General features: G+C 48.6%; 9 protein-coding genes and 1 riboswitch. Of the genes, 2 read left to right on the forward strand and 7 right to left on the reverse strand.

From position 1 onward, the window contains the following. Positions 1-20 precede the first annotated feature (20 nt). Both PV783_RS10920 and PV783_RS10925 read left to right on the forward strand, forming a co-directional pair. Entirely contained in the window at positions 21-3,404 is a 3,384-nt protein-coding gene (locus tag PV783_RS10920) for a SusC/RagA family TonB-linked outer membrane protein (protein WP_420987968.1), read from the forward strand. A 17-nt stretch (positions 3,405-3,421) separates the two neighbouring features. Further along, complete coding sequence (locus PV783_RS10925; RefSeq protein ID WP_079468706.1) at positions 3,422-5,212, forward strand: RagB/SusD family nutrient uptake outer membrane protein; 1,791 nt, start codon at positions 3,422-3,424, stop codon at positions 5,210-5,212. Between the two features lie 208 nt (positions 5,213-5,420). On the opposite strand, the gene PV783_RS10930 is transcribed toward PV783_RS10925, so the two are convergent. From PV783_RS10930 to PV783_RS10960, 7 genes are all read right to left on the reverse strand, one after another. Next, a complete protein-coding gene (locus PV783_RS10930; protein WP_111579617.1) occupies positions 5,421-6,422 on the reverse strand; it encodes a c-type cytochrome in 1,002 nt (333 codons plus the stop codon). Positions 6,423-6,451: 29 nt separating this feature from the next. Then, a complete protein-coding gene (locus PV783_RS10935) occupies positions 6,452-7,888 on the reverse strand; it encodes an aryl-sulfate sulfotransferase (RefSeq protein ID WP_420987969.1) in 1,437 nt (478 codons plus the stop codon). 38 nt (positions 7,889-7,926) lie between these two features. Continuing rightward, entirely contained in the window at positions 7,927-9,456 is a 1,530-nt protein-coding gene (locus PV783_RS10940) for a RagB/SusD family nutrient uptake outer membrane protein (RefSeq protein WP_420987970.1), read from the reverse strand. An 18-nt stretch (positions 9,457-9,474) separates the two neighbouring features. Then, positions 9,475-12,828, reverse strand: a complete 3,354-nt coding sequence (locus tag PV783_RS10945) for a TonB-dependent receptor (protein WP_420987971.1) — start codon at positions 12,826-12,828, stop codon at positions 9,475-9,477. Positions 12,829-12,943: 115 nt separating this feature from the next. Beyond that, positions 12,944-14,143, reverse strand: coding sequence for a FecR domain-containing protein (locus tag PV783_RS10950; protein ID WP_420987972.1), 1,200 nt, complete (start codon positions 14,141-14,143; stop codon positions 12,944-12,946). A gap of 50 nt (positions 14,144-14,193) precedes the next feature. Beyond that, entirely contained in the window at positions 14,194-14,790 is a 597-nt protein-coding gene (locus tag PV783_RS10955) for an RNA polymerase sigma factor (RefSeq protein WP_420987973.1), read from the reverse strand. A 275-nt stretch (positions 14,791-15,065) separates the two neighbouring features. After that, on the reverse strand, positions 15,066-15,938 hold the full coding sequence (locus PV783_RS10960) for an SDR family oxidoreductase (protein WP_420987974.1): 873 nt from the start codon (positions 15,936-15,938) through the stop codon (positions 15,066-15,068). Between the two features lie 120 nt (positions 15,939-16,058). Next, positions 16,059-16,260: riboswitch (cobalamin riboswitch) on the forward strand. The last annotated feature ends 115 nt before the right edge of the window (positions 16,261-16,375 follow it).

Raw genomic sequence — 16,375 nt, forward strand, 5'->3', positions numbered from 1 at the left:
CAGATAAATCAAATCCCGTTATGAAGAATTTGCTTCCACTTACGTGGGGACTGGCACTGCTATGCCTGACTACCAACGTGTTTGCCGCAGACGACGGCTTACGGCAAAACTTTGCCGGTAATGGTTATAACCATAACGCCTATACGCCGGTAAACGAAAAAGTTTCACGCGATACGCAGCTAACGCTAAAAGTTGCGCTGGAGGAGATATACAGGGTAAAAGGCATCCTGTTTATTTACAATGATCAGCAAATAGAAGGGATCACCTTTCCCCGCCAACTGCTGAAGCTGGAAGCAGCCCCGCTGATAACAGCCATCGATAAAATATTGACCAGTCACCAGCTGCGATGTAGTAAACTCAATAATAAACAGTATCTCATTGTAGCGGCATCAGAAAAAGATGCACCCGCCGCGCAGGTTACGGAGCTACCGCGGAAACCGGCAGTCGTCATCTCCGGAAATGTAAAAGATGGTATCGGTAACCCGCTGCCGGGAGTAACGGTGAAAATCAGCCGCACGGGCAAAGGTATCATCACCAACGCTGCCGGCCATTATGCGATCGACGCAGAACCACTGGACACCCTGGAGTTTTCTTTCATCGGTTATAAGAAACAGCTGCAGCCGGTACGCAACCGCCTGGAAATGGAAATCACGATGGAAGCAGAAGAAGGAGGACTCAATGAAGTAGTGGTAATAGGCTATGGCAAGCAACGGAAAATAAGTTTGATCGGCGCGCAAACAGGCATTAAAATAGAAGAACTCAAACAACCGGTCCGCAACCTCAGCACCCTGTTGGCAGGCCGCCTCGCCGGCATCATCGGTGTACAACGCAGCGGCGAGCCGGGTTACGACGATGCCCAGATATGGATCCGCGGCATCTCCACCTTTACAGACAGCCGTCCACTGGTGCTGGTAGACGGCGTTGAACGGCCTTTCTCCAATATTGACCCCGAAGATATTGAGAGCTTTAATATCCTCAAAGATGCCTCCGCCACAGCTGTATACGGCGTAAGAGGCGCCAACGGCGTTATTGTGATCACCACCAAAGGCGGTAAAGCACAAAAAACACAGATCAACGCCGACCTCAACAAAGGCATCACCCAATTTACCCGCCTGCCTCATTATGCCGATGGCGTAACGTATATGAAAATGGCGAATGAAGCCACCACCACCCGCGGAGGCACGGCCCAGTATTCGGAAGAAGCGATCCGGAAAACCGCCACCGGAGAAGATCCGGAGCTGTATCCCAACGTGAACTGGATAGATGAAATTTTCAGAAAGAATGGCAGTAATAAACGCGCCAACCTGAATATGCGCGGTGGCACAGATGTTACCAGCTACTATGTGTCCGTTTCTTATTATGATGAAATAGGATTGTTTAAGAGAGATGATCTCGCCAAGTACAATTCTGATATAAAATTTACCAGGTATAATTTCACTTCCAACCTGAACATGAAGGTGACAAAAACCACCCGCCTCGAATTTGGCGTACAGGGTTATATCGGCAATGGTAACTATCCCGGCACCGGTACCGACGCTATTTTTGATGCCGCCATCAAACTGCCGCCAATCGTGCATCCTCCCAAATATTCGGATGGCCGCATCGGCGGACAACGGACCGGCGACGTAACCAATCCCTACGACCTGCTCACCCAAACCGGCTATGCCACCGAGTTCCGTAACCAGATCTTTTCAAATATCCGCCTCCGGCAGGATCTCGGTTTTCTCGTGAAAGGACTGTCGTTTACCACCATGTTTTCTTTCGATAGCTATAACCTGCATAAAATGGCCCGCACCAAAACAGTAGATAACTGGATTGCCACCGGCAGGGATGCAGACGGTAAACTTATATTTGAACAAACCCGTATCGGGACCAACTATTTGTCTTACGCCCGGAGCAACGGAGGTAACCGCCAGTTCTATACAGAAACCGCGCTGAACTACGACAATACCTTTGGCAAACACCGCGTAGGCGGATTACTGCTGTATAACCAGAGCGATAAAATTGATGCCTTCAAAGATGATTTTATTGGCTCTATTCCACGCCGGCAGCGCGGCCTGGCAGGAAGGGGTACTTACTCCTGGAGCGACAAATACCTCGCGGAAGTGAACTTTGGTTATAATGGCTCTGAAACATTTTCCCCCAACAGGCGATATGGATTTTTCCCCTCGGCCGGTTTGGGCTGGGTAGTATCCGGTGAAAACTTTTTCAGATCCATCACCAACACCATCCAGTTCTTAAAGTTCCGCTTCTCCTACGGACTGGTAGGTAACGGGGAAATCCTCGATGGTGATAACATCCGCCGTTTCGCCTATATCCCTATCGTGGCATCTACCACCGGGTATACCTTCGGAAAAGACCGCAACAATACGTTTAACGGATATGATATCGGTGAATATGCTTCTGACGTAACCTGGGAAACCGCGAAGAAAACAAATCTCGGGATGGAAATCACCACGTTCAGGGACAAGCTGAATATCCAGGTGGATGTTTTTAAAGAGAACAGGAAGAACATTTTCCTGCGCCGCTCTTCCATACCTGCTTTGATAGGGCTGCGCAGCAATCCTTATGGCAACCTCGGCAAAACAGAAAACAAAGGCATCGATATCTCGATAGATTACAACCATAAAATCGGCGCCGTACAACTCAATCTTAAAGGCAACTTTACCTACAACCGTAACAAGGTAATAGATGACGATTTGCCCGCGTGGGCCTATCCCTACCTGGAAAGAAAAGGACAAAAGATTGGTCAGCGTTTTGGCTACATCGCTGAAGGACTGTTCGCTGATTCTGCAGAGATCCTCCGGAGCCCGGTGCAGAACGGTAATGTACGTCCCGGCGACCTGAAGTTTAAAGATATCAATGGAGATGGTGTCATCAATGCCTACGATCAATCGGCCATCGGGTATGGTTCCGTTCCTGAAATTGTATATGGTTTTGGCGTAAATGCCGCCTATAAAAACTTCTCCATCGGTTTATTTTTCCAGGGTATTTCCAATGTGGATATCTATGCTTATGGAGAAGGCTTTGTGCCCTTCCAGCAGGGCGGTACCCGCGGCAACCTGATGGATGTGATCACCGACAGGTGGACGCCCGAAAATCCTAATCACCATGCGTTTTATCCGCGCCTGTCGTTTGGCGATGTGAATGATAATTATAAGTCCAGCACCTGGTGGGTAAAAAATGGGCGCTACCTGCGACTGAAAAATGCAGAGATCAGCTACACCCTTCCGCCGCAGTGGCTGAAACGGGTAGGGGTACAGCGGTCCCGCATTTATGTGATGGGGTATAACCTGGTTACCTTCAGTCCTTTTCAGTTGTGGGACGTAGAGCTGGGCGAAGGCCGTGGTACTAAGTATCCGCAGCTCACTACCTATAACGTAGGCGCATCATTTCAGTTTTAAAGCTAAAATCTAAAGGGATGAAAAACATGATTGTAAAATATACTTTGCTGGCGGTGATCCTGGTGATAGCGGCCGGTTGTAAAAAGGGTTTCCTCGACCAGGTGCCGGATGACCGTATTACCATCGAAGAAATTTTTTCCAGGAAAAGAACTACAGAAGAATATCTTGCCAATGTATATTCCTACGTGAGGGATGAAAGCAATCAGTGGCAAAGTAACCCGTGGACAGGCGCCTCCGATGAGGCAGACATGACCTGGGCCAGGAGCGGCTACAACTCCTATTTCATGAACATCGGGAGCTGGGATCCTACTTCCGGGTTCTTTGATTTCTGGATAGATAATTATAAAGGCATCCGTTCTGCTACCTATTTTATGGAGAACGCCGATAAGTGTCAGGAAATACTTAACCAGCCCGGCGGCGCAGATATCATAAAACGCTATAAAGCGGAAGCCCGCTTTCTGCGCGCTTATCTTTATTTCGGATTGTTACGTCAGTACGGGCCAGTTCCATTGCTTGGTGAAAGCGCTTTATTACCGGACGTTCCTTTTGAACAAACACAAATTCCCCGCAGCAGCTACGACGAATGCGTGAATTTTGTAGCGGCTGAACTGGACCGTGCAGCGCAGGACCTGCCGCTGCAGCAATCCGATGAACTGGAGTATGGCCGCATTACCAAACCCGTGGCCATGGCCGTAAAGGCCAGGATGCTGCTGTATGCTGCCAGCCCGCAGTTCAATGGCAACGCAGATTATGCCAGCTTCACCAACCAGGATGGGCAGCCGCTTGTCAGCACTACCTACGATGTGAATAAATGGAAAAAAGCAGCAGATGCGGCCAAAGCCGTCATCGACCTGAACCTGTTTCAGCTATACCGGGTAAATGATGCCAGCGGCGCCTATGATCCGTTTGCTTCCTGCCGCGATGCCATCATGTCGCCGTGGAATAAAGAGGTGATCTTTGCGCGGGCAGGCAACGGCGTGGACCAATGGGAAGTACATTGCTCCCCACGTTTTGCCGGCGGCTGGAGCGGTGTTGCGGCCACCCAGCAAATGGTGGACGCCTTTTTTATGGAGAATGGAAAAGCTATCGACGAAACCGGCTCCGGGTATGTGTCTTCGGGCTTCTCCACTGCGGATACACGCTACACCACTGCCGGCACTTACAATATGTATGTAGGAAGGGAACCGCGTTTTTATGTGTGCATTACCTACAACGGTATGACCTGGTTTAATAAAAGTGAAGGTGAGAAGAAAGTAGAACTGTTTAATACCGGCAACACCGGGAAAAGAGGTACGTACGATTATTCCCGCACGGGTTATCTCGTCCGCAAAAACTATCACCCGGATACGTATCCCCGGTTGGGCCGTTATGTATACCGTCCGTTTGTGCTGTTCCGTTTGGCTGAAATGTATCTCAGCTACGCGGAAGCCCTGAATGAAGCTGAACCCGGAAACGCAGATATCCTGAAATATATAAACCTTATCCGCGACCGCGCAGGTATTCCCGCTTTGCCCGGCGGCCTTTCGCAAACAGAAATGCGGGAGCGCATCCGCCGCGAACGCAGGGTGGAACTGGCTTTTGAGTGCCATCGTTACTTCGATACCCGCCGCTGGAAAATTGCAGAACAAACCGATGGCGGACCATTTTATGGAATGGACGTAGATGCAGGTACCAGTTTAACGGATCTTTCTTTCTACAAGAAAACAGTATTCGAAACAAGGATCTTCCAGAAAAAACATTACCTGTTTCCAATACCGCAATCTGAAATAGACAGGAATAAGAAACTGGTGCAGAATCCGGGCTGGTAGAGCGGATGTTGTCTTTCTCAGGATTAACCTGATTATACTGATTACTTTGATTTTACTTTTTTGATTTTATAAATGATTTTAAATGATTTTGGGAGATATAAGCAGGTATTCGCTTATATCTCCCAAAATCATTTAAAATCAAAAGTGATCAAATCCCTAAATCAGTATAATCAGGTTAATCCTGAGAAAGACAACATCCGCATCACCATTAATAAATTGGCTTTAACCCCTTCGCTTTCCAGTAGTCGATAATGGGTTGATAAGGCCCGAATTTGTGTTGTGCTACAGAGAACGTATCTGCAAAAGGACCGTGGTCATAGTCAATTGCTTTTTCCGCGATATGCGGATAATCAAAGCTTTTTGGATTGGGCCTGGTGTGGATCTTGTCGTTGTTTACAAATGCGGCAATGTCCATCGCTTCTTTATCGGAGAGGAATGGTTTGCCAGGTGTTACTTTATCGTAAGGCATATTGTTTTTCAGCCATTCTGCCTGTTTAATAACGCGGTGCATACTGGAACCGGGTTGATAGGCAGTATTGCCCCACAGTGGCGGATATACGTAAGTGCTTTTGTCTGCGTTCCATTGTCCTTCTCCGTTCTGACCATGACAGCGGGCGCAGTTGGTTTGATAAAGCACCTGTCCGTTTTCAGGATTGGCGGCAATATCTGGGAAGGTAACGTGCAGGTTTTTGGCGCCTTTGAAAGGTTTGTTTTTTGGAACAAATGTGCTGATCCATTTAAAGTAAGAAAGAAACGCTACCATCTCTTTGCTGTCCAGCGGCAGCGGCTTGCCGTTGTGCGGACGCATCACGCAGTTGTTCACCCTTTCGGCCAGTGTAAGCACTTTGCCCTCCCTGCCGCGGTATTGCGGGTAGTTATCGTGCGACGACATGAGGTTAAAGGAAAATGCTTTGGTACCCGCATCCTGGTGGCAGTTGGTGCAATTCATTTTATTACCAAGATACTTCCCGGCGCTGCCATCCGGCCCGATGTAACGGGCGGTGTTGAGCATCAGTTCCCGGCCATACTTCACGGACTCGCCAAATTTATCATTGGGTATAAGGGTGGTATCGATGTTGATGTATGTTTCGGTTTCAGGTATTGCAGCTGCGGTTGTTTTTGTTTCTCCTGTTACCGGCGCTCCGCAGGAAGATATGATGGCTATTATCCCCCAGCAACCAATCACGCAAATCACAATTAAGCGTTTCATGTATAGTTTTTTTAAGTACACAATTATTGTTAATAACCTGGCTGAATGATGTATGGGGCCAGTCTCTCCGCCGGGATAAAAGACGCCCGGTAAGACGACATGCCTGTTCTCAGCAGCCAGAGAAACCTTCCCTGGAAGTTGGTTAGGATCACAGTATTTCTTTTCGTAGCGCATTGCAGCAGGGTAGTGTCTCCCACTAAATAACTGCTTCCCATTCTCTCATTATAATTTTCCCGCGGCAGCAGGGTATTGATGCGAAGCTGCGCCTGTTTTGTGTTTTCATCCAGTTTAAAGGAAAGCGTTCTCGATGTTTTTTTACTCACCCCGTTGTCGAAGAACATCAGTTCACCGTGTTCATTGATATGCAGGCCGTGCGCCTGGTCAAACAGCGCTTCCGCCGGCATATCAAAGTCGCCGTTTTTCCCGAATGTCCAGTCGCGCTTACCGGTGCGGGCATCTATCTTCCATATCTGCCCGTTGTTATAAAAAGAGATGAGGTAGTTACCATCTTTATCAAACGCAATGCAGTTGGCGTGCATCCAGTCTTGTTTTTCTTTTAAGATGTTTTTATCGTCCAGCGGATTCAGTGCATCAAATACTGTCCATTTCCATACCTGTTTGCCTTGCCTGTTCAGCACCAGGATGCCATCGCCTCTTACGGTATCCTGTTTACTGCCGCCTTTACTGCTCAGGTCAAAGATTCTTTCTTCCACGCAAAGCGTTACAAACTCATTGTTGGGATTCAGCAGTATTTCGTGATGGATGGTTTGTTTGAAATCCTGTTGTCCTTTTTTGAGATTGGCCAGCGTATCGCCGGAAAGTGACAGTTCCAGGATCTGGTCGCCGTAACTGGTTTCGTAGCCGGGGCCGCCCAGCAGGGTGAGGAAGGTGTTGTTGTCCGTAAACTTAGCTACTTTAAAACCGGTGCCGCTTACCTGGTGGTACCAGGTAACATCGCCTTTTGCGTTGAGCAGGAAAAGCACACCCGGATCTTCGCGGCGGGTAAGCATTACATAGCCCTTCCTGAAGGTAGCCGGCAACACGGAACTGTCGGGGCATACCACGCTGAACATATCTTTCATCCATACCGGGAAACCGGAAGTGTTGAAAGTATAGGTTTTGCTGGGATAAAGATCTTTACCATGACCGGTTAAGATACGGTATTCGTATGCTTTTCCCGGCAGCAGGTTGGTGAGCACTATCGTATGACTGATCCGGTGTTTGGACAGTGGGGTAGTAGTGCGTTGTTGTACCTGTTCTTTCGGCCAGTATTCCACTGCTGCGTCTACAGTGTCGGTACAGAGGATATCCGTTTTTACCTTGATGGCATTTTGTCCCTGCGGGTTGAGTGTAATGGAAACAATATCATTGCCGCCACTATTCATACAGCCGGGTGCAAACAGCAACAACGCTGCTGCCATTGATAGCAATGGCAGCAGGCGTTGTATTTTATTCAATTTAATCATTTGCAGTATTGAATAATTTAGAAAGACAGTAATGCCGGTTATTGACGGCGGCCACTGTTGCTGAGATTTTTATTAAGATCTGTTTGCGCCTGTGGATAAGAGAAATATTTATCCCGTGCCAGGTTGATGGTAGGGGTTTTTCCTACGGCGGTGAGGTAAGTGTTTACCACGCTTTCGTATTTACCCATGCGGATCAGGTCTTGTCTGCGTTTGCATTCAAAGAAAAATTCCCAGCCGCGTTCCTGCAAAATAGCATTGCGCAAACTTTCTTTGGTGAAGGTACCGGCAGCGCCCAGGTTGGTAGCATGGGAGCGGTCTTTTACCTGGTTAATCAGCCCGATGGATTCGCTGTTGGGGCCATTCAGCTCATTCAGCGCTTCAGCTCTGCACAGCAGGATATCTGCATAGCGGAGTATCGGGAATACGTGACCATCGTAATAAGTAGTAGAACCATTAGGATCGGCAAATTTGGTGGTGGCTACATCCGGCATGTAGTAGTAACCATCCGGTGGATTGGTTTGTCCCGGAGGCGCCTGCATGTAATGCAAGCCATCGGTACCGATATAGTCAGAATAGAACATCTTTTTACGGTCGTCGTTCGCTGCAAAAGTATTCCAGAAGTACCAGGTTAAAGCGAAATACTGCCATCTGTCGGTTACCTGCGGATTGTTGATAGGACCGAAGTGGTTCATGATTTCCACGGCATCTACCAACGGATCGGCGAGTGCGCTGAAAATACTTTCCTGGCACCATTTGTTTTTCTCTGCAAATAACCCTGCGTAGCTTGGATACAGTCCATAGCCGAGCTTCATGATTTCAGTGGTAAGGTCCAGTGCTTTCTGCCATTCATGTTCGCGCATGTACAGTTTGCAGAGTAAAGACATGGCGGCGCCTTTGGTGGCACGGCCAATATCGTTGGAGCTGTAGATGGCGTTGTTTAAATAGTTGACAGGAAGATGGGCTGCCGCAAATTCCAGGTCGCTGATGATCATTTTATTGATTTCTGCTACCGGTGTGGTAGGCAATGATGCTTCATAATCCGGTTGGGCCACATTCTTTGCTACTGTTTCTTCCGTTACTACTATTACCGGTCCGAAAGCATCTGTGAGATCTACATATCCCAGTGCGCGCAGGAAACGGAGTTCCGCGGTGAACTGGTCTTTTTGTGCATCGGTGATGCTGCTCATTTTAGGAATATAGTACAAAGATATGTTGGCATCCGCCACCAGCTTGTACTGATGCTGCCAGGCAAAGGCAAGATAGGTATTGGCGGGCGCCCACTGGCAATCAGACATCAGGCCCACATCCCCGCCGGAGCTGGCGTGGCCTACATCAGTAGTTAAATCTGAAATGGTTACCTGGAAGCCTGCATAGTACATCCATGCATCCGATCTGCCGCTGGGTTGTTTGAGTCTTGAATAAACGCCGTTCACAGCAGCTTTGGCATCACTCAAGGTGAGGAAGGCGTTGGCGTCTGTGAGATAACTGTATACTTTGGGTTCCACCATTTTTTTGCACGAACTGGCGCCGAGCAGCAAGGTGGCTAATGCGATATATGCGTATTTCATTTGTTCCGGATTTACAGGTTAAAAATTCAATTTAAGACCCGCGGTAAAGGTGCGGTAAGCAGGGAAAGCGGTATAATCCAATCCTGATGAAAGGTTGGCGTTGCTGCCGCTGCTATTGAGATTGCTGTTTACCTCAGGGTCCGATCCTGTATATTTAGTAATCGTGAATAAGTTTTGTACGGAGCCATATACTTTAATGCCTCTCAGGCTTTTCAGGAAAGTTTTAGCTACCGGGATATTATAACCGAGCATCAGCATTTTACAACGCAGGTAAGATGCGTTTTCCACAAAGCGGGAGTTCATCATGCCGCCGTAAGCAATAGCGTATCCATCTCTTGGAATATCGGTGTTTTCGTTGTTGGTAGTCCACCGGTTCAGCGCCGCTTTACCCGGACCGGATTCCAGCACAAGACCGGTACCGTTATACAGGCTGTAGTCCAGTGCGCCCTGCAGGAAGATGTTCAGTTCAAAACCTTTATAGGCAAAGTTGTTATTGATACCATAGATATAATGCGGGTTGGCATTGCCGAGATAGGTACGGTCGTTGGCATCAATAATGCCGTCCGGCTTACCACCGGGACCACTGATATCCTTGAATTTTGGATCGCCTGCTTTTGAATTTGGTTGCGTAGGATGTGCTTCACCGGTTTTTATTACGCCATCATAAATGTAACCATAGAAAGTACTTAACTCCCTTCCCGGTTCCAGTTTGGTAAAGTCCATACCACGGCCGCCATACAGGTTAGCCGTTTGTGTAATTACATACGGGCGGCCACCCAGGTCGAGGCAGTTTTGTTTATTGTAAGCGATGTTCACCGTAGTGTTCCAGGTGAAGGCATGGTTGATAACGTTTTCTGTAGTAACTGATAATTCTATTCCTTTATTTTCAATGCTGCCGGCATTCACTGTTTGTACTGCAAAACCATTCCAGTCGCCGATAGGCATATCAAAGATCAGCCTGTTGGTTTTTTTCCGGTAGTAATCGATGGTAGCGGAAACGCGGTTGTTGAAAAAGCCCATGTCTATTCCCACGTCCAGTTGCGCGGTGCTTTCCCATTGCAGGTTTTCATTAGGCAAACGGGTGATAACCGTACCGCCATAACTGTTGCTGCCTTCTCCAAGCGACACATTGGTAGGGCCAAACAGCGACATATAAATATAATCACCGATCCTGTCGTTACCGGTAACACCGTAACCACCTCTTACTTTCAGGTTGGAAAAAATATTCAGGTCTTTGATAAATTCTTCTTCACCTGCTCTCCAGGCCAGGGAGCCTGATGGGAAAATACCAAAACGTTTGTTGCCGCCAAACTTCGAAGAGCCATCCCGGCGCACGGTAACAGTAGCGAGGTATTTATCTTTCAGGGAATAGTTGAGCCTTCCGTAGGCAGAAGCCATCTTCGCGGGAATAGTGCTGCTGGTGCTGGATAACCGCTCTGTACCTGCTTCCAGGTTGTGGTAGAGAAATGCGTCTGTACTGAATTTCTGTACCAGCGAATAATGTTTCTGGTACTTATCAGACTGGTAAGATACCCCTGCTACTACGTTGAGGGAGTGAATGGTGTTAAACACTTTCCGGTAAGTGAAGTAGGCTTCCACCAGGTTACGCGTAACGGCCAGGTCATTTAAGCTGGCTTTACCCTGTACTTTTTCGCCGTCTACCAGGTCGCGTGGCAGATAGGTGCCTTCTTTGGTAGTGGTATACTCGCTACCACCGTTCACGCGGAAGTTAAGGCCGTCCATGATCTGGTAGTCCGCATATACGTTAATATTCACCTTGTTTTCAAACCGGTCGTTGGTAGGCGCCATTAACCATGCCAGCGGGTTATCCCTTCCTTTGAAACGGGCATAGGAGCCATCTTCATTATACACGGGGATAGCCGGTGAAGCGGTGAGTACGCCATACATTACGTTGGAGGGAACGATGTTACCATCATAGGTTTTGAAATTGGTATAAGCGTGTGAGGCGTATACGCTGGCTCCTGTTTTAAACCGTGCTGCGAATTGTTTATCGTAATTGAGTCTTACAGAATACCTTTCAAAAGAAGTATTTTTTAATGCACCGTCCTGTTTGAAGTAGCTGCCTGATAAGGCTACCCTGTCTTCCGCCGTACCGCCGCTTACGCTGAGGTTATGGCTTTGCACCATTCCGGGCCGGGTAGTTAATTTAAACCAGTCGTTATCCCGGCCGCTGGCCAGGTCGGCAGCGGTATAGAATGCAGGTTGTCCTTTTTCAATGGCTTTGGCATTGGTGACCTGCATATTTTCCAGGCCATTCATTTTATCGTATTCTTTGATGATCCTTTGCGTACCGTAGTAGCCATCATACTGAATGGCTGCCCTGCCGCTTTTACCTCTTTTGGTGGTGATCATCACTACGCCGTTGGCGCCGCGGGCGCCGTAGATGGCGGTGGAAGACGCATCTTTCAGGATCTGTATATCGTCGATATCATTCGGGTTGATGTCCTTTCCGGTTTCGGAAGGGAAGCCATCTACCACGTATAATGGTTCGTTGGTGGATTTGATGGAGTTGCCGCCGCGGATGCGCACAATGGTTTGTCCGCCCGGCGCAGCGTTCGACTGGCTCACCTGTACCCCTGCGGCGCGGCCCTGGATGGCCTGTGCAGCGTTGCTGGTTACACCGCCGAGGTTCATCTGGTCGCTGGAGATGGAGCTGATAGAACCCGTCAGGTCTTTCTTTTTGGTAGTACCATAACCCACAACCACTACGTCTGTGAGGTTAGATACTTCTTCAGAAAGCGTCACTTTAAAGTTGGTGGTTTTACCATCAAACTTTACGGACCAGGCTTTAAAGCCCACCATAGAAATTTCCAGTGTTTCACCGGGATTGGCATTGATCTTAAAGCTGCCGTCGGTGCCGGTAACCGTACCGAGTTTGGTGCCTTTTACGGTCACAGTGGCACCGGGTAAAGGCTGGCCTTTGTCGGTGGTAACCACGCCATGTACTTCAATTGGCGGCGGTGGCGTAGTAGCCGGCTGTATGGCCGGTTTTGTTTTTACAATGATAGCGCCACCTTCAATACTGTATGTGAGGGGCTGATTACGCATGAAAAGATTCAACGCATCATTTACAGGCATATTGCTTACCGTGATATTGGCCCTGCCGCTTTTTTCCAGCAAGGCTTCATCTGCCAGGATATTGAGGCCGGTTTGTTTATTGATTTCCCGGAAAACCTCTTTGGCGGTAGCATTTTTCATCGACAGGCTTACTACCTGGTTTTGGCTGCTGGCTACGCTCACCTGTGCCGTGGTGGCGAAACATAGCAGGGCCAGGAACTGACTGACCTTTAGATGTTTGGTTGGACGCCGGTTGTGCTTACACCGGGAACTGGCAATAGTACGTAATTGCATACTTGTGCTGAGTTTTGATTGAGAGAATGGTTTGGTTGTGCTATCTGTTTTAATAAATCCCTGTTACCATGACAGCTCCGTCATGCTGGTTGATATAATTGTTCACCTGTAGGCATTAATCGCCCTGTACAATCAGTTTTTTTCCTTCTAAACGATAATTAACATCGTTGGCATTCAACATTTTTAAAACATTCACCAGGCTGCTGCGGCGGCTGATCATCCCAAAAAATTTCCTGGGCTTCATGTGTCCTTCGTATACAATCTCCACGTCGTACCAATGGGAAAATTGCCGCAATACAGTAGTAAGATCTGTGCTCTCGAACTGGAAGTATCCTTCTTTCCAGGCTATTATTTCTGCGGTATTTACACCGGTTACTCTTTTTACATTTCCGTTAGGGCTCACCTGCGATTGTTCGCCCGGCGCCAGTTGTATGCTGCCCTTTTTACTGTTTATTTTCACTGCACCCTGCAACAGGGTGGTATTGATAGTAGCTTCGTCGGCGTACGAGTTGATATTGAAATTGGTGCCCAGTACATCCACGGTCATCTGGTTTACCTGGATGCGGAAAGGGCGGTGCGCATCATGCGCAATTTCAAAATAGGCTTCGCCGGTTAGTTCAATGCGGCGTTCATCGCCTGCAAAAGTGGCCGGGAAGCGGATCGAAGAGGCGGCGTTCAGCCATATCCTGCTGCCATCGGCCAATACCAGCGGATAGGTTTCGCCTGCCGCGGTAGTTAGTGTATTATAGATGGGAGCGCTGCTGGCGCCCTTTGTTTTTACATATACCAGTTGTCCGCCCTGGTTGTGGATAGCGCTGTTGCCCTGCTGCGCCAGCTGCTGGATCCCGGCGCTGTCCAGCACTATTTTTTCCCCGTTGGCCAGGGTGAGTACCGCTTTATGCTGACCAGGCGCTGCTGCCGCCGGCGTCGTTTTTTTTGCTACCGTGGCCACCGGGGTGGCTGGCTGCCGGAGAAAATAGACAACCGGGATGGCGAGCCCAATGATCACGGCTGCTGCGGCGGCAAGTTTAAACGGACCAATATTCCTCCGGGTGGGAGGCATGGCTATTACGGGAGTGCCCTGGATATGCTGTAACAGCTCTTTCCTGACCCGGTCGCCGGGCTCGCGGGAGTTGGCGCTGCTATCGGGCTTTACCTGCCGGAATGCCGCCTGCATTTCGTCCAGCAGCACACGGCCGGAAGCGTCGTCCCGCAGATAGTCCATCAGCTCAAGGGCTTCCTGCGGACTACAAGTCCGTTGTTGCCAGCGTTGCAGCAATAACCGGTAATATTCATTGTTCCTTTCGGTGGGCATATATATACTATCCCAAAAAAAGAAGGTAGGGTGGGTTGGGAGAAAAAAAATTATTTGGAGGGGTCGAGGAGGATCCCTGAAACCAGTAACAGGGGGAGAATACCATCGGTATTGGTATAGAAGAAAAATTTAATGCTTTTCATGGCCAGCACCATATGTTCTTTTACCGTATTACGGGAGATGCCCAGTTCTACGGCTACTTCTTCATAGCTTTTGCTTTCTTCGCGGCATAGCCTGAACACCTTTTGCCGCTGAGGGGGCAATTGTGCAATGGCTTTATGGAGTAAAGATTCGTATTGTTTCCATAATAAGGCGGTATCCGCATCTTCCGTTTGCTGCTGTAGTTCCTGCATTACCTGTAAACGGAGGGCGGCGTCGGCGCTGATCTTCTTCATCAGCTTAAATACATGATTCCGGGTAATACGGTACAGATAACCGCTGAATGATAATTCAGGGTTGATCCGCTCCCTAATCTCCCAGATCTTTATAAACACTTCCTGCAGTGCATCTTCGGCCAGTTCCGGGATATTGATGAAGTGGAGAATATACGTGTAAAGTGAAGGGTAATACTGGTCATATAAGGTGATATACGCTTCAGTATCCCCTTGCTGTAGTCGTTGCAGCAGAACCGCTTCTTCATTGCTCACTGGATGCTCTATTTGATAACTAAAGTAAGCAATTGGCGGAAAATTTCTGCAAAAATTTAGGGATCGTCGCGGATGTTGTCTTTTTCAGGATTAACCTGATTATGCTGATTTAGGGATTTGATCATTTGGATTTATAAAGGATTAAGGGAGATATAAGCGGATAAATCCATTATATCTCCCTTAATCCTTTATAAATCCAAAAAAATAAAATCAAGTTAATCAGTATAATCAGCCCAATCCTGTTCCAAGACAATTTCCCCATCGCCGAAGGCGGTCTAAGAAAACGCCGGTGCATACTCCGCAGCAAAGGAGGAGAAGCTCCGCGCTGGCTTCCCCGTTACGTCCATTACCGCTGTGGAAACAGCCGCCGCTTCGCCACGGGCGTAATGGGCATAGTCTTCAATAAGCCCCTCCGCCTGCCAGGCGGGGAATCCTGCGTGCAAAAGGGCGGGTAGCAGTTCGGCATCGGTAACATTAATGTAGCGGATGGTGCGTCCCAATGCATGCGACAGGCTTTCGGCCAGCGCTGCATGGGTGAGCGGTTGTGGCCCGGTGATATCGTAGGTTTTGCCTTCATGCCCGCTGGAGGTGAGGGCGGCTGCCGCAACGGCGGCTATGTCGCGGGTGTCTACCAGGCTGATGGAAGCATTGCCGGCGGTGGCAAAGAATTTATTTTGCGTGGCAATTGTTTCGCGGAAGCCCAGTAGCCCCTGCATAAATAAATTGGGCCGCAGGAAAGTGTAGGCCATACCGGATAAACGGATCTCTTCTTCTACCGCAGCATGGTACCGTAAAAAACGTACGGGCGATTGCGCAGCTGCATGCAGCTGGGAAAGCTTTACGATATGTGGCAACCCGCTTTTAACAGCAACGCTTACAAAATTGCTTTGCAGTTTCCCGGCTTCTTCAGATGAATTGGTGAGCAGGAAAGCGCGCTCTATACCTTTCAGTGCAAGGGCTAAGCTGTTCGCATCGTTAAAATCGCCGGTTACTATTTCAGCGCCGGGTAAGGCGGCGATCGTGTTTGCGAGATGGTCTGTTGTCCGCACCATTGCCCGGAACGGAACGCCCTGTGCAGATAAATGTTTGGCCAGCGTAGTACCAATGTGTCCGGTAGCGCCGGTAATCAGAATATTTGCCTGTTTCATAGCTGTTTGTTTTTATGATGTAAAACTCGGCTTTCCGCCAGGGAGGAAATTGTAAGAAAACGAAACGGATTTGATAGTTGCGGGGATTTACTATCTTCGCCCCCGGTTCTTTATGTATTACTAATCGAAGCAAATAATGGTTCCCGCTGAAAAGCGGGATTAAAAGGGAACTGTGTGTAAATCACAGGCTGTCCCGCAACTGTAAGCTTCCGGCAGCGTAATGCTGCAACTGGTAAATAATATGCCACTGTTCCTGACAGGAATGGGAAGGCGTTTACCAGCGGAGCAAGCCAGGAGACCTGCCTTTATTTCACTTTGACAATGCTTTCGGGGATTGAAGCGTGTCAGGTTTCGGTATCGGTAATTACTAAGAACAGGCGTATGCATGATTACATCATGCGCTTGTTCCTGTATGTATACCATGCCTTCTCCTTCCG

The sequence above is a fragment of the Chitinophaga sp. CC14 genome, assembly GCF_048957795.1.
Taxonomy (GTDB): domain Bacteria; phylum Bacteroidota; class Bacteroidia; order Chitinophagales; family Chitinophagaceae; genus Chitinophaga; species Chitinophaga ginsengisegetis.